The organism is Enterobacter sp. PP-008-ECC_S150, from assembly GCF_045257065.1.
Classification (GTDB): domain Bacteria; phylum Pseudomonadota; class Gammaproteobacteria; order Enterobacterales; family Enterobacteriaceae; genus Enterobacter; species Enterobacter chengduensis.
The window spans coordinates 136,159-159,476 of record NZ_JBJHHG010000008.1; the positions used below are offsets into that span (position 1 = coordinate 136,159).

At 60.2% G+C, this 23,318-nt stretch carries 23 protein-coding genes; 5 read left to right on the forward strand and 18 right to left on the reverse strand.

The genetic code is table 11. The features are described 5' to 3' along the window. The first annotated feature begins 76 nt into the window (after nt 1-76). A complete protein-coding gene (locus ACJBF3_RS11170; protein WP_047723570.1) occupies nt 77-1,345 on the forward strand; it encodes an OprD family outer membrane porin in 1,269 nt (422 codons plus the stop codon). Nucleotides 1,346-1,458: 113 nt separating this feature from the next. Here the strand turns inward: ACJBF3_RS11170 and ACJBF3_RS11175 are convergent, their stop codons facing one another. From ACJBF3_RS11175 to ACJBF3_RS11240, 14 genes are all read right to left on the reverse strand, one after another. After that, complete coding sequence (locus ACJBF3_RS11175) at nt 1,459-3,099, reverse strand: thiamine pyrophosphate-binding protein (protein ID WP_045329250.1); 1,641 nt, start codon at nt 3,097-3,099, stop codon at nt 1,459-1,461. 13 nt (nt 3,100-3,112) lie between these two features. Next, entirely contained in the window at nt 3,113-4,582 is a 1,470-nt protein-coding gene (locus ACJBF3_RS11180; protein ID WP_045329252.1) for an aldehyde dehydrogenase, read from the reverse strand. Between the two features lie 9 nt (nt 4,583-4,591). Continuing rightward, nucleotides 4,592-5,362, reverse strand: coding sequence for an aspartate dehydrogenase (locus ACJBF3_RS11185; RefSeq protein ID WP_045329255.1), 771 nt, complete (start codon nt 5,360-5,362; stop codon nt 4,592-4,594). A gap of 9 nt (nt 5,363-5,371) precedes the next feature. Next, nucleotides 5,372-6,166, reverse strand: a complete 795-nt coding sequence (locus ACJBF3_RS11190) for an SDR family oxidoreductase (RefSeq protein ID WP_045329256.1) — start codon at nt 6,164-6,166, stop codon at nt 5,372-5,374. After that, nucleotides 6,150-6,920, reverse strand: a complete 771-nt coding sequence (locus tag ACJBF3_RS11195) for an alpha/beta fold hydrolase (RefSeq protein WP_045329258.1) — start codon at nt 6,918-6,920, stop codon at nt 6,150-6,152. The genes ACJBF3_RS11190 and ACJBF3_RS11195 overlap by 17 nt, the downstream gene beginning before the upstream one ends. 9 nt (nt 6,921-6,929) lie before the next feature. Continuing rightward, a complete protein-coding gene (locus ACJBF3_RS11200) occupies nt 6,930-7,460 on the reverse strand; it encodes a cupin domain-containing protein (protein WP_045329260.1) in 531 nt (176 codons plus the stop codon). A 10-nt stretch (nt 7,461-7,470) separates the two neighbouring features. Beyond that, on the reverse strand, nt 7,471-8,727 hold the full coding sequence (locus tag ACJBF3_RS11205) for an MFS transporter (RefSeq protein ID WP_047717600.1): 1,257 nt from the start codon (nt 8,725-8,727) through the stop codon (nt 7,471-7,473). A gap of 25 nt (nt 8,728-8,752) precedes the next feature. Next, nucleotides 8,753-9,940 carry an NAD(P)/FAD-dependent oxidoreductase gene (locus ACJBF3_RS11210; RefSeq protein WP_045329264.1) on the reverse strand — a complete coding sequence of 396 codons (1,188 nt, stop codon included), beginning with the start codon at nt 9,938-9,940 and terminating at the stop codon, nt 8,753-8,755. Beyond that, nucleotides 9,937-10,863, reverse strand: coding sequence for a VOC family protein (locus ACJBF3_RS11215; protein ID WP_047717595.1), 927 nt, complete (start codon nt 10,861-10,863; stop codon nt 9,937-9,939). Before ACJBF3_RS11215 ends, ACJBF3_RS11210 begins: the two co-directional genes overlap by 4 nt. A gap of 78 nt (nt 10,864-10,941) precedes the next feature. Next, nucleotides 10,942-11,730, reverse strand: coding sequence for an IclR family transcriptional regulator (locus tag ACJBF3_RS11220; RefSeq protein ID WP_045329267.1), 789 nt, complete (start codon nt 11,728-11,730; stop codon nt 10,942-10,944). Between the two features lie 12 nt (nt 11,731-11,742). Next, entirely contained in the window at nt 11,743-12,492 is a 750-nt protein-coding gene (locus ACJBF3_RS11225) for an SDR family oxidoreductase (RefSeq protein WP_045329270.1), read from the reverse strand. After that, nucleotides 12,492-13,514 carry an aromatic ring-hydroxylating dioxygenase subunit alpha gene (locus ACJBF3_RS11230; RefSeq protein WP_045329272.1) on the reverse strand — a complete coding sequence of 341 codons (1,023 nt, stop codon included), beginning with the start codon at nt 13,512-13,514 and terminating at the stop codon, nt 12,492-12,494. Before ACJBF3_RS11230 ends, ACJBF3_RS11225 begins: the two co-directional genes overlap by 1 nt. A 10-nt stretch (nt 13,515-13,524) precedes the next feature. Further along, nucleotides 13,525-13,833: a recombinase-like helix-turn-helix domain-containing protein gene (locus ACJBF3_RS11235; RefSeq protein WP_045329274.1), complete on the reverse strand. Its 309-nt coding sequence runs from the start codon at nt 13,831-13,833 to the stop codon at nt 13,525-13,527. Further along, nucleotides 13,830-14,153, reverse strand: coding sequence for a non-heme iron oxygenase ferredoxin subunit (locus ACJBF3_RS11240; RefSeq protein WP_003860044.1), 324 nt, complete (start codon nt 14,151-14,153; stop codon nt 13,830-13,832). Before ACJBF3_RS11240 ends, ACJBF3_RS11235 begins: the two co-directional genes overlap by 4 nt. Before the next feature lie 414 nt (nt 14,154-14,567). Between ACJBF3_RS11240 and ACJBF3_RS11245 the strand changes: the two genes are divergently transcribed. After that, nucleotides 14,568-15,779, forward strand: a complete 1,212-nt coding sequence (locus tag ACJBF3_RS11245) for an MFS transporter (protein ID WP_045329275.1) — start codon at nt 14,568-14,570, stop codon at nt 15,777-15,779. Nucleotides 15,780-15,782: 3 nt separating this feature from the next. Here the strand turns inward: ACJBF3_RS11245 and speB are convergent, their stop codons facing one another. The 4 genes from speB to ACJBF3_RS11265 form a co-directional block, all read right to left on the reverse strand. Beyond that, nucleotides 15,783-16,703, reverse strand: a complete 921-nt coding sequence (gene speB / locus ACJBF3_RS11250; RefSeq protein WP_014071686.1) for an agmatinase — start codon at nt 16,701-16,703, stop codon at nt 15,783-15,785. A gap of 230 nt (nt 16,704-16,933) precedes the next feature. After that, nucleotides 16,934-18,910, reverse strand: a complete 1,977-nt coding sequence (gene speA, locus ACJBF3_RS11255) for a biosynthetic arginine decarboxylase (RefSeq protein ID WP_008499744.1) — start codon at nt 18,908-18,910, stop codon at nt 16,934-16,936. Nucleotides 18,911-18,918: 8 nt separating this feature from the next. Further along, entirely contained in the window at nt 18,919-19,050 is a 132-nt protein-coding gene (gene yqgB, locus ACJBF3_RS11260; protein ID WP_127312443.1) for an acid stress response protein YqgB, read from the reverse strand. A 306-nt stretch (nt 19,051-19,356) separates the two neighbouring features. Beyond that, nucleotides 19,357-19,575, reverse strand: a complete 219-nt coding sequence (locus ACJBF3_RS11265) for a hypothetical protein (RefSeq protein WP_139156891.1) — start codon at nt 19,573-19,575, stop codon at nt 19,357-19,359. A 138-nt stretch (nt 19,576-19,713) separates the two neighbouring features. Between ACJBF3_RS11265 and metK the strand changes: the two genes are divergently transcribed. The 3 genes from metK to ACJBF3_RS11280 all read left to right on the forward strand — a co-directional run bounded on the left by metK (nt 19,714) and on the right by ACJBF3_RS11280 (nt 23,240). Beyond that, a complete protein-coding gene (gene metK, locus ACJBF3_RS11270; protein WP_008499745.1) occupies nt 19,714-20,868 on the forward strand; it encodes a methionine adenosyltransferase in 1,155 nt (384 codons plus the stop codon). 418 nt (nt 20,869-21,286) lie between these two features. Beyond that, the gene (gene galP / locus ACJBF3_RS11275; RefSeq protein WP_045329281.1) at nt 21,287-22,684 is read left to right on the forward strand and encodes a galactose/proton symporter; all 1,398 of its coding nucleotides are present in this window, start codon (nt 21,287-21,289) and stop codon (nt 22,682-22,684) included. A gap of 58 nt (nt 22,685-22,742) precedes the next feature. Continuing rightward, on the forward strand, nt 22,743-23,240 hold the full coding sequence (locus tag ACJBF3_RS11280; protein ID WP_045329283.1) for a SprT family zinc-dependent metalloprotease: 498 nt from the start codon (nt 22,743-22,745) through the stop codon (nt 23,238-23,240). Nucleotides 23,241-23,318 lie beyond the last annotated feature (78 nt).

Here is a 23,318-nt window from a genome sequence, read left to right on the forward strand (position 1 = left end):
CAATCGTTAATATTTACGGTAATTATCAACCACGCAATCATTCAAATTAATATATCCAGACAGAGACGTTCCCTCCGTGAAAAAAGAATTATCATTAATTGCCTTAAGCTTATTTACCGCATTACCTGCTGCTGCAAGCCAGCAATCCGACAGCCAGGGTTTTATTAACGACAGCCATCTGGATCTGTTCTTACGGAATGCGTATATCAGCCGCGACTACCATCAGGGCCAGCAGGACAAGGCCGAGTGGGGTCAGGGGATTATCGCCACGTTTGCATCCGGCTACACCGAAGGGCTGGTGGGCTTTGGCGTGGACGGCATTGCTCAATACGGCGTGCGCCTGGACGGCGGCCGCGGCAAAAGCGGCGCGGGCGGCATCGACTTCTTCAAACAGGAAGACGATGGCCGGGCCAAATCCGATTTAGCGAAATTTGGCGCAACCGCCAAAATGCGCATCTCGAATACCGTACTGAGCTACGGGAACCAGCGTCCTGAGCTGCCGATCGTGAATGCCGACAGCTCCCGCCTGCTGTTTGAAAGCTACACCGGCACTATGTTGACCTCAAAAGAGATCGACGGTCTGGAAATCAACGCGGGTTATTTCACCGACGAGCAGCGCAAAAGCGACGATCGCCACGACAGCGGGCTGAAGAGCCTCTCCTTCGGCGGCGCGAGCTACCAGTTCAACGACCAGTTCAGCGGCGCGCTGTACACCTCGCATAACGAAGAGGTGATGAACAAGCAGTACCTGGGCATGAACTTCAAACAGCCGTTCAGCACCGGGCAACAGCTGGTACTCGACTTCAACGGCTATAACTCCCGCCTGGACCAGGGTTACGCTGACAGCCTCAACACGGGCCGCAGCAACACCATCTGGAGCCTGGCGGCGAGCTACATCTGGGACATTCACACGTTTAAAGTGGCGTACCAGCAGAGCAGCGGCAGCACCGGCTATAACTACGGCGGCTATCGCGACAAGGGCGGCGTGGGTGACGGCGGTAACACCATCTGGCTGGCGAACTCCTACTGGTCTGATTTTAACGGTGAGGATGAACGTTCCTGGCAGGCATCCTACGGTCTGGACTTTGGCGGCCTTGGCCTGCCGGGCCTGAGCTGGACCACCGCCTACGTGCGCGGCGACAATATCAAAACCTCTGAAACCAGCAACGGCAAAGAGCACGAGTGGTTTAACCAGCTCCAGTACCAGGTGCAGGATGGCCCGGCGAAAGATCTGAAGCTGAAACTGCGCTACTCGGTGCTGCGCGTCTCCAGCAACGCCAGCGAGTACAACGTGGGCGGGGATGAGATCCGCGCTTACGTGGAGTACCCGTTCAACGTGTTCTGATGAAACAGGCCGGGTGGCGGCTTCGCCTGACCCGGCCTACGGTTTTCTCGCTGTGGTTAAGAGAGAAACCGTAGGCCCGGTAAGCGCAGCGCCACCGGGCAATATCCACGATCTCAATAAAGGGATTTCTGCGGCGGTCCGGCGAACTTCAGCGCGCCAATCTGCCCCATCCGCACTTCCACCACCGACGGCCCCGGCATTGCCAGCGCTTCGGTCATCACGGCATCAAAATCCTCCGCCCGCTCAACGCTCCAGGCCTGGAGGCCTATCGCCTGCGCCAGCAGCGTAAAGTCCGGCGTGTGCAGTTCGTTAAAATACTGACGACCGCCGAAATACTTATCCTGTATACCGCGCATCACGCCGTAGCCGCCGTCGTTCATGATCAGCAGCGTCACGTTGGCTTTTTCCTGCGCCAGCGTCGCCAGCTCGCCCAGGTTCAGGCTCAGGCCGCCGTCGCCCACCAGCCCCACGACCTTACGCTGCGGGTTGGCAATTGCGGTGCCGATCGCCATCGGCAGACCCATGCCAATCGCTCCCGCCAGAGAGTGAATGTTCATCAGCGGGCCGTTGGCGCGAAAAAGGCGGCTGCCCCACAGGCTGCCGGACACGGTGATATCGCGTACCAGCAGGCCATCCTTCGGCAGCGCCTTTTCAATCGCATCGTTAAGCTTCGCATACGCCCCGCACTGTTCGCGCAGCCCCTGCTCGGCTTGCTCAACCGCCTGCTGAACCTGCGCATCCCACCGGGCGCTGCCCCACTCGCGCCCCTGCGTTTTTTCAGCCAGCGCGGTCAGCAGCGCGGAACAGTCGGCAATGAGCGTACTGTCCATCAGATAGTTACGGCTTGCCGCCGCCGGATCGATATCAATCTGCACGCGCGGGTGCGGCAGTTCGAGCGTCCAGGAGCGGGTTTCGTTGCTGCGCAGGCGCGAGCCCGCGACCAGCGTGAAGTCGCATTGTACGATAAGCGCTTCAACGGACGGCGAGTTGTGGAACGCCCGCAGGCTGGCGCGATGAGCGTCCGGCAGCACGCCGCGCGCGTGGGTGCTGGAAATCACCGTCACGCCCGCGTCCGCCAGCCGTTTCACCGCCTCAGCGCTTGCCAGCGCCCCGCCGCCGAGCCAAAGCAGCGGCTGTTTCGCCTGCTTCAGCTGCGCCCACAGCGCCTCGACAGCGCCAGCATCAGCGGGTGAAGCCGCAGGCGCTTTCACCGCCGCCGTCACCAGCGATGCCGGAATTTTTGCCCCCTGAATATCAATCGGGATCTCGACCGACACCGGGCCACACGGCGGCGTCTGCGCCTCCTGTATCGCCTTGTGCAAAATCGCGATCGCCTGATTCGCGTTGCTGATGCGGTACGCCCGCTTTGAGCTGGCCTTGAGGAAGGTCAGCTGATCGCGGGTTTCATGAATAAACCCGGTGTCGGCGTCCAGCCACGCCTTTTCAACCTGGCCGGTCAGATGCAGCAGCGGCGTGCAGGCGTTCATTGCCTCAATCAGCGCGCCGACGGCGTTACCCGCGCCCGCGCCGGTGCTGGTCAGCGCCACGCCGAGACCCGAAAACCGCCCGTGCGCGTCGGCCATGGTGACGGACCCCGCTTCGCCGCGTGCGGGCACAAAGCGAATGTTGCCGCGCTGCCCAACCGCATCCGCGGTCGGCAAATTGTGAATGGAGATGACGCCGTAGATGGCTTCAACCTGATACTGCTCCAGCGTTCTGGCGATGGCGTCGCCGACGGTTATCATTTCGCTCATTGCTCACCCTTTCTCAGTCGCACCAGTGGTTGACGCTATTACCCGTCGCCAGATAAATGCTCTTTTGCTGCATCCAGGCTTTTAATCCCTGAATGCCCTTTTCGCGGCCCAGACCGCTCTCCTTAAAGCCCCCGAACGGGGTCGAAATCGCAAACACTTTATAGGTGTTGATCCACACCGTGCCTGCTTCCAGCTGCTCGCTCAGGCGCAGCGCGCGCCCGGTATCGCGCGTCCAGATGCCCGCCGCCAGCCCGTATACCGAGTCGTTGGCCTCGCGGATAAGCGCCGCCTCGTCGCTGAACGGCATCGCCACCAGCACCGGGCCGAAGATCTCCTCCTGGCAGGCGCGCGCGGCGTTGCTCAGCCCTTCGATAATCGTCGGCAGAAAGAAGCTGCCGTTCGTCAGAGACGGATCGGCCGGGATCTCCCCGCCGCACAGCACGCGGCCCCCTTCGCGTTTTGCCAGCGCAACGTACTCCATGACGCTCTGGCGGTGTTTTTCGTTAATCAGCGGCCCAACGTGGACACCCTCGGTAAACGGATGCCCAACGCGCAGGCCGCGGGTGAGTTCCAGCAGCCGCACCATCAGCGGTGCGTAAAGGCTCTGGTGGATGAACAGACGCGATCCGGCGATGCACGCCTGCCCCGCCGAGCTGAAAATGCCATAGCAAATGCCCCGCGCGGCCTGCTCGACGTCCGCATCCTCCAGCACGATAGTCGGGGATTTCCCGCCCAGCTCGAGCGATGCCGGGATCAGCTTTTCCGCCGCCACGTGTGCCAGATGGCGACCGGTAGTGGTGCCGCCGGTAAAGGAAATTTTCCGCACGCGAGGGTGGCGCGCCAGCGCGTCGCCAATCACCGAACCTTTGCCCGGCAGCACGCTCAGCAGCCCGGCGGGCAGGCCTGCCTGCTCAAAAATGCGCGCCAGCTCCAGCGCCATCAGCGGCGTCGCTTCGGCAGGCTTGAGGATCACCGCGTTTCCCGCCGCGATGGCCGGAGCAACCTTCTGCATTTCGCTGGCAATCGGCGAGTTCCACGGCGTGATGGCGGCCACCACGCCGAGCGGCTCGTAGCGGCTCAGCGTCAGCAGGTCGGGCTGACGCGGGGTCGGAAGTTCCCCTTCCAGCAGTTCACAGGCGGCGGCGAAGTAGCGGGCCGTGCCCGACGCGCTCATCACCAGCCCGCGCGCTTCCGCCAGCGGCTTGCCGTTATCGCGGCTCTGCATCTGCGCCAGCGCGTCAACGCGGGATTCAATCAGATCGGCAACCTTATGCAGGATCTTTGCGCGCATGTGCGGCAGCGCGCTGCGCCAGGCCGGATCGCGCCACGCCCGCTCTCCGGCTTCGATTGCGTCATGCAGATCGTCGAGGCTTGCCGCATTCAGCGTCGCAGCGATCGATCCGTCTGCCGGGAAGTGGCTCTGCATCGGGTTGCCGCCTCCGCGTCGCCAGTGACCGCCAATAAAAATCTTCAGATCGTCCATCGTCACTCCTCAGCGCAGGGCCAGCTCGCGGCAGGCGCGTACCGCGCTGAGTGCCGCAAGGGTGGAGGTTTTAGGGTTAGACGCCAGCGGCAGCCCGCTCAGCTCAAGATGAAATTCGCCAAACAAACCCTCGACGTGCAGCGTGTGGGTATTTCGCTTTGTGGCCGGATCGACCATCAGCTGCACGCGGGTGTCGTCCATTCCGACGCCGCCGAGCGCCACGGTCGCCGCCACGTTGGCGTTGGCCGGGAAGAGTCGCGCCGCCTCGCGGGCGCTGCCCTCAAAGAAGACCTTTGCTTCCGACACCGCATTGAGATCGATAAGCTGCTCGGCGTAGCTGCCGCGCCAGCTGGCCGGGCTTTTGCGCGACTGATAGGTGACGCGCTCAAGCCCGCCCTCCTTTGCCGCCGCCAGCCCATCGATGCCCGCCACCGCGCCGGAGAGCAGCGTCAGCTTTCCGCCCGCATTCAGCAGGCGCGCTTCCAGTTCGCTGTCCGCCAGCGCGCCGGTTGAGATTACCGCCAGGTGCCAGCCGCGGCGGAGAATCGCTTCGCCATACTCGGCGACCGCCTGCTGGCTGGCGCACTCCAGCACCAGGTCCGGCGATTCGGGGCAGTCCATCGGCGAGGCCAGCGCAACCGTCTCGTTGCCAAACTGCTGCCTAATCGCCGCATGGTGTGGCTCGCGCGCCACGATCCAACCGATAGCCACCCCCGCGGGCAGGCGCTCAATCACCGCCTGCGCCATTGCGCCAAAACCAATTAACATGACCTTTTTCATGATGCGTCCTTACAGATGGCGGCAGAAGCCGCCGGAAACGTCCAGCGCGGCGCCGGTGGTAAACGAGGCCAGCGGCGAGGCGAGAAACAGCAGCGCCTGCGCGGGCTCATGCGGCTTGCCGAGGCGCGCCATTGGAATGCCGCGCCTGAGCGCGATATCCGCCGTCCACTCCAGCCAGCTCTGGCTTTTATCCGCCCGGTTTTCAAAGCGGCGCTGCCACTGCCCGGATTCCACCATGCCGAGCAGAATGGAATTGACGCGAATGCCTTTGCCCACCAGCTCTTTTGAGAGCGTCAGCGTCATGTTGAGCAGCGCGGCGCGGGCGGCAGACGTGGCAATCATGTGCTCCTCCGGCTGGAGCGCCAGCAGGGAGTTCACGCAGGTAATCGAGGCAATATCGGACTGCTCCAGCTGCGGCTGAAACGCCTGCACCGGGTTGATGACGCCGAACAGCTTAAGCTCGGCCTCGTGCAGCCACGCCTCGCGCGGGGTGTCGCTGAAGTGGGCCACGTAGCCCTGCCCGGCGTTGTTGATCAGCATGTCCGCCGCGCCGAAGCGGGATTTCACCGCCTCCGCGAAGGCGTGCACCTCTTCGGCCTTCAGCACGTCGCAGCGGTAAGAGAAAATGTCCCCGTCGGGGTATTCGTTTTGTAGCGCCGCGTGGGCGCTGGCGAGCCGGTCAGGGTTACGGCCGCAGAAGGCGACCTTTGCGCCTTCGCCGAGCAGCAGGCGCAGCGTTTCGAAGCCAATGCCCGAAGACCCGCCGGTGACAACAGCCACGCGCCCGTCAATTTGTGCATTCATCGCGCACCTCTTCTTTAATGCGTAAAAGCCGTTGGTTAAAAAACGCGTCGTTATCGAGATAGCTGGCGTGCCCGGCCAGGGGGATCGCGGTAAACGGCATGCCGTAGCGCAGCGCCAGCCCCTGAACCAGCTCCGGCTGGGTAATGGCGTCCTGCTCGCCGCACCACACCTCAAACGCGCCGGAATAACGCTTTAGCCAGCCGTGAATATCGTCGTGCGCCAGCATCCACGCGGCGGCCAGGTAGCCCTCCGCCCGCAGGCTGCGCATGCCCGCCGCGACGGTGGCAATGTCCTCCGCGCGCGCGCCGGGGCGCAGCAGCTTCGCCGCGCGGGTCTGGGCAAGAATTTCACCGCCCAGCGCCATCTGCTGCTCGCGGCTGCGCCAGACCTGCTCGCGCTGCTCCGGCGCGGCCTGGCCGTAGCCCTGCGCGGCATCCGCCAGCACCAGGTGCAGCACGCGCGCCGGGAACTTCGCAGCAAAAGCCGAGGCCACCAGCGCCCCCAGCGAATGGCCCACCAGCACCGTCTGCCAGACGCCCGCGCGGTCGAGCATCGCTGCCAGCGCGTCGGCGTAGTCGCCCGCGCTAGCACGCTCCACCGCCAGCATCGGGCTTTCGCCGTAACCGGGCATGTCCCAAGCCAGCACGCGAAAGCCGCTCAGCGCCATCTGCTTATGCCAGGAGGCCGCGCCGGAGCTGATGCCGTGGAGCAGCATCAGCGGGATGCCGCTTCCCTGTTCACGAAAGCCCGTCATCACGCCCCCTTAGTTCCGCTTCACTTTTGACAGCGGGTGATCGGCCGGGTAGGTCGGGATTTCCGGCTTGTTGGTTCCCAGCATCACGCACATCAGCGCCTCTTCTTCGCCGTGGTTAAACAGCCCGCGATAAATGCCCGCCGGAACGGAGATCAGGTCCCGCTCGCGCAGCACGGTTTCGGTGTAGCTGTCGCCGTCCTGGATCATCAGCGTGATCTGCCCTTTCAGCATGAAGAACACCTCTTCCACGTCGTCGTGCAGGTGCAGCGGCCCTTCGCACTTCGACGGCAGCACCATGGTAGAGAAGGTAAAATGTTCCGCCTGGACGGTGTTGGTGTCGCTCGCCACGCCCGTCGCGCCGGTGCCGATGTAGCGCATCTGCGCCCGGCGGTATTTCGGGTCGAAGTCGGCCTGGAACTTCAGCGCGTTCCAGTCGTATTTACGGCCTTCGAAGCGCGCAATGCGCGACTCGACCCACTCTTCCATCGTCAGGTGGTCAGGCTTGATGCCTGATGTGTTGGTTACGGTTGAATCAGTCATGACACTCTCCTCAGTAACGTCTCAGCAGCGGCAGTAACAGGACGCAGCCCACCGCCGCCATCACCGCCAGAAAAATAAGCCCGGAATCCATGCTGTGGGTGAAGGCAATCAGCGCCCCCATCACCGCAGGCGACAGCGCCCCCGCAAAGTTTCCCAGCCCGTTGAAAATACCGCCCGCCGTGGCGCTCACCCGCGGGTGGGTCGCTTTCGCCAGCAGGGCGAAAATGTTGGGTGCGCCGGTGCCCCACATAAAGGTGCTGAAGCTCATCGCCGCGATGATGGCGAGCGGCGTATCGAGATGCATCACCACCGCCAGCCCGACGGCCGCCCCGGCCATAGAGATAAAGCAGGCCGCCGCGCGCTTATCGACCCGGTCCGAAAGCCAGGCGCCAATCACTTCCCCCGCCAGCATGGCGATAAACGGCATCGACGACAGCCAGCCCGCGTGCTCAAGATGAATGCCTTTGCCTTTGATCAGGTAGCCCGGCAGCCAGCCGTTGATGCCCCACAGGTAGGTGAGAAAGGCGATGTTGAAAACGCAGATGATCCAGAAGTGCGGGCTCACAAACAGCTCGCGCCGCGCCGCGCGCCGCTCTTCCTGAGACGCCTGGGTGCTGGTCGGTTTCGCCTCCAGGCGAATACCGCGCAGGCCAATGCGCACGAAGATCAGCACCGGAACGGTCAGCATCGCCATCACAAAGAAGGTGCTCTGCCAGCCGAAGGTGTTAAGCAGCCACAGCGAGAGCGGGAAGCCGATCGCCGCGCCCACCGGCGTGCCGAGCAGCCAGAGCATGGTGGCGCGCGCCTGCAGGTGCTGCGGGAAGTTGTGCCGGACTATGGCGAAGGCCAGCGGGAACAGCGGCCCTTCCGCCACGCCGAGCAGGATGCGCAGAACGATCATCAGCGTGTAGTTATGGGTGAAGCCCATCGCGACCATCAGCACGCACCACACCGCCATCATGCCGGTGAGCAGGCGCAGCGGGGGGATTTTGTCTCCCAGGCCGCTTAAAAAGACCGACGAGAAACCGTAGCTCAGCAGGAACGCGCTCATCAGAATGCCGAGGCGCGTGGTGTCAAAATCGATGCCCATCGCCTGCTGGAAATGGCCGTCAGAGAACAGAGCCGCAATGCTGATTTTGTCGAAAAACGCCAGCAGCACGCAGGCCAGCAGCGACAGCGGGATCGCCCAGCGAACCGCCTTTTCGGGCGTATGAATGCCCTCGCCGCTCGCCTGTTCCGGCGCGGCGTTGGTGTCTAATGTGGTCATGTCTCCCCCTACGGGCGCGCGTTTGCTATCGCAGTGACATCAGTGAAAAGGCCGGGTCGGCGAGCGGCACGTCGGACAGATCCCGCCCGGCCGCCATCCAGCGCTTCGCCAGCTTGACGGTGCGTGCGTCGTTAAACGCCACCAGCTGCGTCAGGCGTCCGTTCTCGTCCAGCGAGAAAAAGAGCGCGCCGTCGCGGACGAGGGTTTTACTTCCCGCCTGCGGAATGCCGAGGATCTGAATGTTGTGCTGGTATTGATCCGACCACAGCCACGGCGCTTCGTCGTAGCCGGGCGCGTCCGCATTAAGCATCGCTTTCGCCGTTGCCACCGACTGGTTCTGGGCAAAGGCCCAGGACTGAATGCACAGGCCGTAGCGGTGGTGCTGCGCCACGTCGCCCGCGGCGAAGATCGACGGATCGGACGTGCGGCCCTGCGCGTCAACCACGATCCCGCGATCGGTTTTCAGCCCGGCCTCGCGCGCCAGCTCCAGGTTGAGATCGACGCCGATCCCGACGACAACCGCATCGAACGTTTCCCGCCTGCCGTCGCAGTGAATGACCGGCAGACCGTTACTATCGTCCAGCTCCAGCGCGCCGCAGCCGGTGCGGATGTCGACGCCCTGCTCGCGGTGGATTGTCTCCAGCCGCTGTGACACGTCGGCGCTCACCGAGCGCATGCACAGCGCGGGCTGCTGCTCGAACAGCGTGACCGCCACGCCGCTTTTGCGCGCGGAGGCGGCAATCTCCAGGCCGATCCAGCCGCCGCCGACAATCGCCAGCGTTGCGCTCTCGGCCAAACGCCCCTTCAGGCGCTGCGCGTCCTGCCAGTGTCGCAGGGTGTACACCTGCGGATGATTCATCCACGCCTCGCCCGGCAGGCGCGCCCGCCCACCGGTCGCGATTAAAAGTATGTTGTAACTAAGACGCTCGCCGCTGCTCAAAAACACCGTTTTGCCGTCGCGATCGATCTGCTCCGCGCGCAGCGGGCGATACCACGTCAGGTGCAGCGCCTGCTGCGCCTCCTCTGAAAACAGGCGCGGCAGGGCGGCATTGGCGTCCAGCAGAGAGGCTTTCGACAGCGGCGGGCGTTCGTAAAAATCCCACTCTTCTTCCGCAACTACGCAAATCTCGCCGTTGAAGCCCTCGTCGCGCAGGGTTTTCGCCGCCCAGCCGCCCGCCTGGCCGCCGCCGATAATGACAATGCGCGAGGTCATACCGCCTCCGGCTTTTTCTGCTGGCGGCGGGTGTCGTGATCAATCCCGCCTTCCACGGCCCATTCGGTAAAGGAGACCAGAGAGTGCTCCAGCTCGCGCGGCTGCCAGTTCTCGGTCAGGTAGTCGTCGTTGGTGTAATACTCAAACGCGCCGCCGGTCGGGCTGTTGACGTACCAGAAATACGCCGACGACACCGGATGGCGGCCCGGCCCGATAAAGGTGCTCCAGTCGTTTTTATTCATCGCGATGCCGCCGCCGATCACCTCGTGGATGTCTCGCACGGTAAAGGCGACGTGGTTCAGGCCGCGCCTGCGGTTCGGCAGCTGTAACAGGAACAGGTTGTGGTGGCCGCCGCGCGGGCCGCAGCGCAGAAATACGGCGCGGTTGATGTAGCGATCGGAAACCTGGAAACCGAGCACCTCGCGGTAGAATGTCTCCACCGCCGCCAGCTCTTCGACGAAGAACACCACGTGGCCGACGTTGATCGGCTGGGCGCGATCGTAAACCGGGCTGGGCGTGTCGATACGGCGCATGTCGCCCCACTGGTTGATCGGCTCAACGTTCAGCTCGACGTCGGTCTGCTGGCTGACCTGCACGCGCAGCGTCATGCCGTTCGGGTCAAGGCACTCCAGCGCGTCGCCCACTTCGCGAAAGCCGGGCTGCTGCGCGAGTTTCGGACGCAGCGCGTCCAGCTCCTCCGTTGTGCCCACGCCCCAGGTCATGCGCCGCAGGGTGTTGCCTGCTTCAAACGCGGGCGGCAGGTCAGGGCTGTCGATCGGGTTAAGCTCCACGCGCGCGCCGCTCAGGGTGGTAAAACGCTGGCCGCTGGCATCGCCCGTCAGGCCAAAATCACGCATAAATTTGGCGCAGTGCGTCAGGTCATCGACGCCAAATTCCAGCTTTTCAATTCCGGTTACACTCATCGTTCGTTGCCTCATCTGGCCCAAATTGGGCGTAAAACATGCCCGACGCAGCCAAGCGCCTGGCGTTAACTCACTGATTTAACTGGCCTGTGACAGATATCCTAAGAAGCCAGAAATTTTATCCGCCGCGAGGCGAACCTCGTTTTGCAGACGCTCGCGGTCGGCCTGCGGGATCTCCTCCGAGGGCACCAGGATGCTGACCACCGCCGCGACGCGACCGCTTCGGTCAAATACCGGATAGACGATGGAGGAGATGCCGTGGCGGAAGAAGGATTCGCCAATCACGTACCCGCGGGCTTTATCCTGCTGCACCATCTGCCACAGGGCCTCGCGGTCGTGAATCTGACCCGGCGTGTTGCCCGGCAGGCGCTCGTGCGGGAACAGCCGTTCAAAATCGGCGCGGGAAATATCGGTCAACAGCATGCGGCCAAGCGAGGTGCAGTGCACCGGCAGGCGGGTACCGATGCTGACCTGATTAATGCGCGACCCGGCGGCGCTGACGCGGGCGATGTAGATAATGTCTCGCCCGTCGCGGATCGCCAGATGGCTGCTGCACTGGCTCACGTCGCGCAGCTGCTCAATCACCGGCTGGCCGACCTGCGCCACGTCCAGCGAGGCGATGTACTCAAAGCCGAGGCGCAGCACGTTCATGCCCAGCGAGAAGGTGTTGGTGCGCGCGTTGCGCTCCAGAAACCCCATGAACTCCAGGGTCTGCACCACGCGGTAGGCGGTGGCTTTTGGCATATCCACCAGCCGGTGCAGCTCGGCAAAGGTCAGTTCGCGATGCTGCTCGCCGAAGGCTAACAGCAGCTGCAGGCCGCGCTCCAGCCCCGGCACCAGATACTTCACTTCCCGATCGTTTGCCATCGTCGCCCTACCTTAGTTAAAGACAAAACCGCCGTTGACCGGAATCAGCTGTCCGGTGATGAACCGCGACAGATCGCTGAGCAGCCACACCACGCTGCCGGTGACATCTTCCGGCTGCTGCGCGCCCGCTAATGCGCGACCGTTTTCGTAAAGCTGATGCCGCTCGGCCGGGACATATTCGGTTGCCTCGACGCGGGTTAATCCCGGGGCGATGGCGTTGATACGAATGCGTTTTTCGCCCAGCTCGCGCGCCATCGAGCGGGTCATGGCAATCACCGCGCCCTTGCTGGCGACGTAGGCCATCAGGCGCGGTGCGCCCCACAGCGCGGTGTCGGACGCCACGTTCACAATCCCCGCCCCGTCGCGCAGCAGCGGAACGGCCGCGCGCGTCACCAGCCAGGTGCCTTTGACGTTTACGCGCATGACCCGATCCCACAGCTCCGGATCGTAATCGAGCATGTTTTTGCCGCCGACGCCGGTGGCCATCGCCGCGTTGTTGACCAGCCCGTCAATCTGCCCCTGCTCGCCGATGGCGCTGAACGCATGTCCAATGGAATGCGGATCGGCCAGATCGATAGCGTGGGATTCGATCGCGTAACCCTGCTCGCGCAGCCCGTGCGCGCTTTCAGCCAGCTCGCCTTCGAGGATGTCGCACATCACCACCGCCGCGCCCTGCTCCGCGCAGGCTTTGGCAAAGTGGTAGCCCAGACCGCGCGCGGCGCCGGTCACCACGATGCGCTTTCCGTTCAGCAGCCCGTTCATCAGGCGGCTCCCTGCTGTTCTTCACGCAATGCCAGTTGCTCTTTCGCCGCCTTTTGCATCATGCGGCGCAGGCGTGAGAGGCCGACATCGTGCTGGTACAGGTATTCATGCTCGCGCGCGTTCGGGGCCAGGCTTTCCAGCACCACGCGGTCCTGCTCCAGCACTTCCCAGTGCAGTTTTTCCAGGCGGTTGCGGTACATAAAGCGCCACATATCGCGCTGCCAGCCCTGCACGCGGCGGATGCGCCAGAAGAAGACGCGGCAGCTGTCGTTATCTTCCGGGACCACCATGCCGACGATAAAGAAGTGGCCGCCCGGCCCGAAGCGTTTCTTATAGGGAATAGAGAGGCGCATCCAGCAGGTTCCGCTATTACCCAGCTCAACCCAGTCGAAGTTGACGCCGCTCTGCCCTTTTTTCTCAAAGATAAAGCCGGTTTGGGTCGGCTGAAGCACCATGTCGGCCTTGCGATCCCCTTCCGCCATCGAGTGCGACGACGAATGCAGATAGGTGCCGTGCATCGGGTCCATCACGTTTTCCAGCGCGTACTGGTAATTGCATTTCCACGCAGCGGTGCAGAGAAAGTTGCTGAAATTTTCGGCGTCGGCGAGCTCGTCCGGGAAAGTCAGCGCGTCCGGCTGCTGGTCAGCGGTGACGCCAAACCACAGGAAAATCGCGCCGTGCGCCTCCTGCACGCTATAGCTGCGCACGCACTGCTGGCCGACCAGCGGACATTTGTCCACGGCGGGCACGTCCTTCACCTCGCCATTGCCCGCCACTTCCACGCCGTGATACCAGCAGGCGATGCGGTCGCCAAGGTTCCAGCCCATCGACAGTCGCGCGCCGCGGTGCGGACAGCGGTCCTCCAGCGCCTGCACCTGGCCGTCCTTATTGCGCCAGACCACAATCTGCTCGCCCAGACGGGTAATGCCCACAGGAGCAGACTGCACTTCCCAGCTCGCCAGTACCGGATACCAGAGGCCGCGCAGGCCTTTATCGAGATAGTTTTGTACGGTAGTCGTCATCGCGTTGTCCTCAGTAGCCGTTTACCTGTAAGAAAGCCCGGAAGCTGGCGTCGCTCCACGGCTCCCCCTGCTGGTCATGCATGCGCACCGCGTTTAGGCCGTTAACCAGCTCCGGCAGCGTTTCAACGCCCTGCTCAAAGAGTTCTTCCAGCGTGGCAATGAGATTTACCTCCCAGCTTTCCGGCACGCGGCTGCGGGTTTGCCAGATCAGGTTCTGGTACTCACCCGGCTTATGAATGGCACCGTTACCGCCCTCGGCTGGCGGGGTAAACTGGCGGCTTTCCGGCAGCGCCGGGTTGTAGTTCAGGGTGTCACTCATGCCACGGTCTCCTCGACGAAGGTAATCTGAATTTGATTTTCAAAGACCCGAACCGGGTAGCGGTTGAGGTTGCGGCCGCCCGGGCCGTGGAGGCACTGGCCGGTTTTGACGTCAAACACCGCCTCATGCAGCGGGCACTCTACTTTGCCATCTTCCACAAAGCCCTGGCTCAGCAGCGCATAGGCATGAGGGCATACGTCTTCCAGCGCGTAATATTCGCCGTCAATCAGGTAAACGCCGATCTCCTTACCGTCGACGTTGCCGCTAAAAGGGAAATCTTCCTGTACTTGTTCTGCGTCACATACGCCTATCCAGCTCATCACGATCCTCCAGGCTTTTGTTTCATATATGAAACTCTGTTTCTTATTTAATACGGTCAATATAAAAGCGGTGAATGTTTCGTCAAGCGACAATGTGACGAATTTGTTAATTAATGGGCAATTAATTAACTAAGTGTGCAAAGGATCACGAAAAAATGCAGCGATATGAAATTTTCATTATTGCAGCGTGAATGAATACGTTTTATCGATGGTTTTAAATTTAAAGAAAGAGATATTGACTTCTTTTCTTTTTCTTCCTTAAAAATAAAAGAGTTGCAGAGCACCGCGTTTCACCTGTGAAACTCATTTTTATTTTATTTTTAATAAACAATGAGTTTCACAGGCGAACCATTTTAGCTCCGTGACAATCACTCAGATAAAAATATAAATAACCGCGCGCACAAGGCAGGATTTATGACGGCAAGATGGCAAGGCACAATTGCACTGTTATTACTCATTATTATTTCCTACGTCGATCGGGTAAATATCTCGATAATGATTTTAAATCCGGAATTTGCCGAACATTTTCAGCTAAATGAAAACAGAATGTTACAGGGAATGCTGATGACCTGCTTTCTGCTGGGTTATGGTTTTTCGGCTTTATTATTAACACCAGTTATTGAAAGCAAGCTCCATTATCGGCAGGGATTATTAAGCAGCATTGCGGTTTGGGCCGTGGTCTGCGCAGTTTCTCCGCTGCTGGGCTCGCTGATGGGGATGCTTATCGCCCGCGTGATTTTGGGTATTGCCGAAGGGCCGCTCTTTTCGATGAAAACGCGCTTTATCAGCGAGAACTTTCGCGCAGAGGAGATCGGCAAGCCCAACGCCGTGACCGCCCTGGGCGTTTCCCTCGGGCTGGCGGTGGGTTTTCCGCTGGTCACCTGGCTGATGGCCCATCTCGGCTGGGCCGGCTCGTTCTATGCGCTGGCGGCAGTCAATCTGCTGCTGGGCGGCGGGTTAATCTGGCGCTTTCTGCCCGCGCCAGAAAATCCGATAAAGCTGAAAAAACCGGGGCTTATGCAGACCTTCATGCTTGCCTGGCAAACGCCGCTGCTGGGCTGGATCCTGCTGGTTGAAATCGCCACGCTGAGCTATCTGTGGGGCAGCAGCGCGTGGTTGCCCGCATGGCTGCGCGACGAGCATCACTTCTCGCTGCAGGCCACGGGAATGCTTGCGGCCATTCCCTTCCTTCTGAGCCTGGGGTCTAAGTTCCTCGGCGGCGTGCTGCTCGACAAAATGCGCCCGGAGCAGGCACCGGTACTGTTTGTGGTGGGCGGAGCGCTGACGACGCTGTCCGTAGTTGCGCTGATGCTCAGCCATCAGCCCGCATGGCTGGCGCTGTTTATGCTGTCCGCCAACATGTTCTGGGGACTTCAGGGTGCCGCGATACCCGCGGTGCTACAGCACCACGCCGCGCGGGAAGCGGTAGGTAGCGCATACGGCATCATTAATGGGATTGGGAATATTTGCGCGGCGTTTATTCCGCTGCTGATGGGGATAGTGATGAAATCGGCGGGGTCGGTGAGTTCAGGTTTTTCGGTGCTGATCGTGTCGCAGGGAATTACCCTGCTGGCGGGCGGAATATTGCTGCTGCGCATGCATCGCGCAGCAGCACTCAGCGCGTAGGGCTTATTCGCCTTTTTTGGCAGCCTGGATGTAGAGCATTTCCAGTGCCAGGGTCGCTGCGGCCAGCGCAGTGATCTCGGACTGGTCATAGGCAGGCGCCACTTCCACCACGTCCATACCGACAATGTTCAGGTCTTTGAGGCCGCGCACCAGCTTGATGGCGCGGTCTGAGGTCAGGCCGCCGATCACCGGCGTACCGGTGCCAGGCGCAAAGGCCGGATCCAGGCAGTCGATGTCGAAGGTCAGATAGACAGGCATATCGCCGACGATCTGTTTCACCTGCGCGATGATGTCGTCCACGCCGCGATCGTTCACCTGGCCCGCGTCCAGCACGGTGAAGCCGTTGTCTTTGTCGAACTCGGTGCGAATGCCGATCTGCACGGAATGGTTCGGATCGATCAGGCCTTCGTTCGGCGCGGTGAAGAACATGGTGCCGTGGTCAAATTCGCAGCCGTTCGCGTAGGTGTCGGTGTGCGCATCGAAGTGTACCAGCGCCATTTTACCGAAGTGCTTTGCGTGGGCGCGCAGCAGCGGCAGGGTCACGAAGTGGTCACCGCCGAAGGAGAGCATGCGCTTACCGGCAGCCAGCAGCTTCTCGGCGTGCGCCTGCAGCTTCTCGCTCATCTCGCGCGCGTCGCCAAAGGCGTACACCAGGTCACCGCAGTCCACCACGTTCAGGCGCTCGCGCATGTCGAAGTTCCACGGGAAGCGGTTGTGCTCCCACGCCAGGTTAGTGGAGACCTGACGGATCGCCGCCGGGCCATGACGACCGCCCGCGCGGCCTGACGTTGCCATGTCGAACGGCACGCCGGTGATCACCCAGTCAGCGTCGCTGTCGTACGGCTGGAAGTTCATCGGAAGGCGTAAAAAACCAAACGCGTTAGATACCAGAGAGTTGTCGTACTGATGACCTAAAGTGCTCATGTCCTGACCTCTTTTAAAGTCGATACATTAAAAAAAGATGAAAAAAAATCCCCTCCGCGTCGTTAAACCCGACGAGGAAGGGATTGATTCGTAAATCGCTAATTGGGGCGAATTATCGCCGGTAATGCATGCGGGTTCAAGTGAGTATAGCATTCTGCCGGATGACGGCTTCGCCTTATCCGGCCTACATTCGTAGGCCCGGTAAGCGCAGCGCCACCGGGCATCAGCGGTTACTCGTCTTCCAGGTAGGTGTACCCGTACAGACCCGCTTCAAACTCTTCCAGGAACTGCTGCTGCAGCGCATCGTCCAGACCGGTGTTTTTCACCTGGTCGCGGAACTGCGTGAGCAGGGTTTTCGGATCAAGCTGAACGTATTCCAGCATGTCCGCCACGGTATCCCCTTCGTCGGACAGCTCCACTTCCACGCTGCCGTCAGGGAAGACAAACACGTCCACCGCTTCGGTATCGCCGAAGAGGTTGTGCATGTTGCCGAGGATCTCCTGATACGCCCCAACCATAAAGAAGCCCAGCATCGGCGGGTTCTCCGGATCGTATTCCGGCATTGGCATCGTCGTGGCGATACCGTCGCCATCAACGTAGTGGTCGATTGCGCCGTCGGAGTCACAGGTGATGTCCAGCAGCACCGCGCGGCGTTCCGGAGCGTGGTTCAGCCCTTCCAGCGGCAGAACCGGGAACAGCTGGTCAATACCCCAGGCATCCGGCATCGACTGGAACAGCGAGAAGTTGACGTAGATCTTATCCGCCATACGCTCCTGCAGCTCGTCGATAATCGGACGGTGCGCGCGGTTGCTCGGGTCGAGCTGCTTCTGCACTTCGTGGCACATGTTCAGATAGAGCTGCTCCGCCCACGCGCGCTCCTGCAGGCTGAAGGTGCCTGAGGAATAACCGACGTGGATGTCATGCAGATCCATCTGGCTGTCGTGCAGCCATTCGCGCAGGGAGCGGCGCGTGCCCGGCTCGTGCATCTCCTGCCAGGTTTCCCACATGCTCTGCAGGGAACGCGGGGCATCGTCTGCCGGAGGCGTCGCTTCGGTGGTTTCGCTGCGCTCAACGCCGATAATGTTAGAGACCAGCACCGTATGGTGCGCGGTCACCGCGCGACCGGATTCGGTGATCACCGTCGGGTGCGGCAGGCCGTTCTCTTCACAGGCATCGCCAATCGCCCAGATGATGTTGTTGGCGTATTCGTTCAGGCCGTAGTTCACCGAGCAGTCAGACTGCGAGCGGGTCCCTTCGTAGTCCACGCCCAGGCCGCCGCCCACGTCGAAGCACTGAATATTCACGCCGAGCTTGTGCAGCTCAACGTAAAAACGGGCGGATTCACGCACGCCGGTGGCGATGTCGCGAATGTTGGCCATCTGCGAGCCGAGGTGGAAGTGCAGCAGCTGAATGCTGTCCAGACGACCGCGCTCGCGCAGAATTTCCACCAGCTGCAGCACCTGGTTTGCCGCAAGGCCAAACTTGGATTTTTCGCCGCCGGAGGACTGCCATTTACCGGACCCCTGGGACGCCAGGCGCGCACGCACGCCGAGGCGCGGCACCACGTTCAGACGTTCAGCCTCTTCCAGCACGATCGCGATTTCAGTCATCTTCTCGATAACCAGATAGACCTTGTGGCCCATCTTCTCGCCAATCAGCGCCAGACGAATGTATTCACGGTCTTTATAGCCGTTACAGACGATCACCGAGCGGGTCATCCCCGCATGGGCCAGAACCGCCATCAGCTCCGCTTTGGAGCCCGCTTCCAGCCCCAGCGGCTCGCCGGAGTGGATCAGGGATTCAATCACGCGGCGGTGCTGGTTCACCTTGATCGGGTAAACCAGGAAGTAGTCGCCCTTATAGCCGTAGGATTCACGCGCGCGCTTGAACGCGGCGTTAATCGAACGCAGGCGATGTTGCAGGATCTGCGGGAAGCAGAACAGTGCAGGCAAACGCTGGCCCTGAGCTTCACGGGCTTTCACCAGCTTAGCAAGGTCCACGCGCGCTTCAGGGACGTCCGGATCCGGGCAGACGCTGATGTGGCCCAGTTCGTTGACGTCGTAGTAGTTATTGCCCCACCAGGCAATATTGTAAGTGCGCAGCATCTTGCTGGCTTCCTCGGAGCTCATCGCAACCTCCTGCATAGAACGTAGTACACCCTGTTCGCCCGCTGACGAAGGCGAAAAAGAAGACATGTCGTCAGACATAGCGAACCTCAACTCTTTGTATTAAGTGTAAAACAGTTGACTACTATCGCAGCGTTATACGGCGATAACAACCCATAAACGGCTCCGTTTCCCAGCAGAGTATGCTGAAATCCAGACCGTGCGACCGGTTTCTTATTCATATCATTGTAAAACACGTATCCGAACTCTGTATGACAAGGTTCGGCGAAACCACGAGAAAACTCTTGTATTAACAAGAGCGCCCTTGTTCAGTTTTCACAAAGCGTGACCGGCCCTGGAATCCTGAGAAGCGCCGAGATGGGTATAACATCGGCAGGTTTGCAGACTAGAAATGCGGGTTGCGGGAATCAAATGCGCGCCAGAACGGCAGCGCTGAATTAGCGGAAAACGATGGTTCATTATCTCGTATCACCTCCACGGCCGCCTCTGCTGAAACGGACCCCAAGCCAAAGCTAAAAGTTCACTGCTCAACCCGGCTGGAAGTGGCGACACGATGAGTTCATCGAGCGCTTTTTTTGTATGAGCCGCGCGCCGCGTTTTATACCGAGAAGGCCGCTAAAAAGCAAAATAAAAATGCGCATGTTGGCAGCAGCGTCAGGAAATATTTCCAGCGGTGTTTTCAACTCAGTGAGAGGTAAGTCAAAAAAAACTGGAAATCGGGCGAAGAAGTGACCTAAAATAGCCATCCAGATGTTAATCCATCTATACTGATTAACACTCATACTGCCAGTGTCAAAAACCTGCAGGCCTTGGTAGAATTATCTCCTTTGGCTAATCCACACAGCAGCTTGAGCTAACCAAATTCCTCTTAGGTGAAATAAAACATGGCAAAACACCTGTTTACGTCCGAGTCCGTATCAGAAGGACATCCTGATAAAATTGCTGACCAAATCTCCGATGCGGTGCTGGATGCGATCCTGGCGCAGGATCCAAAAGCGCGCGTCGCGTGTGAAACCTATGTCAAAACCGGCATGGTTCTGGTTGGCGGTGAGATCACCACCAGCGCATGGGTTGATATCGAAGAGATCACCCGCAACACGGTGCGTGAGATCGGCTATGTGCATTCTGATATGGGCTTTGATGCCAACTCCTGCGCGGTGCTGAGCGCGATTGGCAAACAGTCTCCAGACATCAACCAGGGCGTTGACCGTGCCGATCCGCTGGAACAGGGCGCGGGCGACCAGGGCCTGATGTTCGGCTATGCAACCAACGAAACCGACGTGCTGATGCCAGCCCCTGTCACCTACGCACACCGTCTGGTGCAGCGTCAGGCAGAAGTGCGTAAAAACGGCACCCTGCCGTGGCTGCGTCCGGATGCGAAAAGCCAGGTCACCTTCCAGTACGACGACGGCAAAATCGTCGGGATTGACGCGGTGGTTCTGTCTACCCAGCACGCTGAAGATATCGATCAGAAATCCCTGCAGGAAGCGGTGATGGAAGAGATCATCAAGCCGGTGCTGCCGACCGAATGGCTGAGCTCTGCGACCAAATTCTTCATCAACCCGACCGGACGCTTCGTTATCGGCGGCCCAATGGGTGACTGCGGCCTGACCGGTCGTAAAATCATCGTGGATACCTACGGCGGCATGGCGCGTCACGGCGGCGGTGCATTCTCTGGTAAAGATCCGTCTAAAGTTGACCGTTCTGCGGCGTACGCGGCACGTTATGTAGCGAAAAACATCGTTGCTGCCGGTCTGGCTGACCGCTGTGAGATCCAGGTTTCCTACGCTATCGGCGTGGCTGAGCCAACCTCCATCATGGTTGAAACCTTCGGTACCGAGAAAGTGCCTTCAGAACAGCTGACGCTGCTGGTGCGCGAGTTCTTCGACCTGCGTCCGTACGGCCTGATTCAGATGCTGGATCTGCTGCACCCAATCTACAAAGAAACCGCGGCATACGGTCACTTTGGTCGTGAACATTTCCCATGGGAAAAAACCGACAAAGCGGCGCTGCTGCGTGAAGCTGCCGGTCTGAAATAATCGACTGACACGCGCGTTAAAAAAGCCAGCCTTTGTGCTGGCTTTTTTTGTGTCGGGTGGCGGCTGCGCCTTACCCGACCTACGGGGTACGGAGCTTTTGTAGGCCGGGTAAGGCGCAGCCGCCACCTGGCAATGTTTGAAACCGCTTACACCATGCCGAATATATCCCGCTTTCAGAATAATCTCTTTGCGTGATGCCATTTCTTATGCTGTTACATTCCCTTTCAGTTAAGTCTGAAATGTGTCCTTTCGCGATGCGTATCACCTCATTTACCTCTATATTTTCAAGGCTTTAATTTTATTTACGGTTGCACACGAGTGTAACCGATTACACCTATGTGATTAATCTCACATATTTTTACGGGTCACTCACCTACCCTTAACATCAATAAAACTGATAACCCAACTGGAGGGCATAATGCCTGACAATAAAAAACAGGGGCGTACGTCCAACAAGGCGATGACATTCTTCGTCTGTTTCCTCGCCGCCCTGGCAGGATTGCTTTTTGGCCTGGATATCGGCGTGATTGCCGGTGCGTTACCTTTCATCACTGACGAATTCAGGATCAGCGCTCACACCCAGGAGTGGGTGGTCAGCTCGATGATGTTTGGCGCTGCCGTCGGGGCCGTCGGCAGCGGCTGGCTCTCCTTCAAGCTCGGACGTAAAAAGAGCCTGATGATCGGCGCGATCCTGTTCGTTGCCGGTTCACTCTTCTCTGCCGCAGCGCCTAACGTTGAGGTCCTGCTGGTTTCTCGCGTGCTGCTCGGCCTGGCCGTGGGCGTGGCGTCCTATACCGCCCCGCTTTACCTGTCCGAAATCGCGCCAGAGAAAATTCGCGGCAGCATGATTTCCATGTACCAGCTGATGATCACCATCGGTATTTTGGGCGCGTACCTTTCCGACACCGCGTTCAGCTACAGCGGCGCATGGCGCTGGATGCTTGGCGTGATCATCATCCCGGCTATTCTGCTGCTGATTGGCGTCTTCTTCCTGCCGGACAGCCCGCGCTGGTTTGCCGCCAAACGCCGATTCCACGATGCCGAGCGCGTCCTGATGCGCCTGCGCGACACCAGCGCGGAAGCGAAAAACGAGCTGGAAGAGATCCGCGAAAGCCTGAAGGTGAAGCAGTCCGGCTGGGCGCTTTTTAAAGAGAACAGCAACTTCCGCCGCGCGGTGTTCCTCGGCGTGCTGCTTCAGGTGATGCAGCAGTTCACCGGGATGAACGTCATCATGTACTACGCGCCGAAAATCTTTGAGCTGGCGGGCTATACCAACACCACCGAGCAGATGTGGGGCACCGTTATCGTCGGCCTGACCAACGTGCTGGCGACCTTTATCGCTATCGGCCTGGTGGACCGCTGGGGACGCAAGCCTACCCTGACGCTGGGCTTCCTGGTGATGGCGGCCGGTATGGGCGTGCTCGGGACCATGATGCATGTGGGCATTCACTCACCAACCGCCCAGTACTTTGCCGTTGGCATGCTGCTGATGTTTATCGTCGGGTTTGCAATGAGCGCCGGTCCGCTGATTTGGGTACTGTGCTCTGAGATCCAGCCGCTGAAGGGGCGTGATTTTGGTATCACCTGCTCTACCGCAACCAACTGGATTGCCAACATGATCGTCGGCGCAACGTTCCTGACCATGCTCAACACCCTGGGCAACGCGAACACCTTCTGGGTCTACGCCGGTCTGAACATCTTCTTTATTGTGCTGACCATCTGGCTGGTTCCAGAAACCAAGCACGTTTCGCTGGAACATATTGAACGTAACCTGATGAAAGGTCGTCCGCTGCGCGAAATCGGCGCCCACGACTGATCCTCATGCGGGAGGCGCCGCTTGCGCCTCCCCGCTTCGCGCTTTATGCTCTGCCCCTATGAAAGCACCCCGTCTCCCCATCGCCCTTCAGCAGGCCGTTATGCGCAGCCTGCGGGAAAAGCTCGCCCAGGCGGACCTGAAGCTCGGCCGCAGTTACCCTGAACCTAAGGTTGTTTATCAACAGCGCGGCACCGCGGCGGGCACCGCCTGGCTGGAATCGTACGAGATCCGCCTGAACCCGGTGCTGATGATGGAAAACCAGCAGGCGTTTATTGAGGAAGTGGTGCCGCACGAGCTGGCCCATCTGCTGGTGTGGAAACACTTCGGACGCGTCGCCCCCCACGGAAAAGAGTGGAAGTGGATGATGGAAGCGGTGCTCGGCGTACCGGCACGCCGGACCCATCAGTTTGAGCTGGAATCGGTGCGCCGCAATACCTTCCCCTATCGCTGCCAGTGTCAGCAGCACCAGCTTACCGTCCGCCGCCATAATCGCGTGGTGCGCGGCGAGGCCACCTACCGCTGCGTCAAATGCGGCGAGCCGCTGGTGGCGGAATAATCATCTGAACTTTCAGGAACTTTCCTGATCTGACTGATTGCATACAGGAACAACATTCGTTACGTTGCGGGCTCGTTT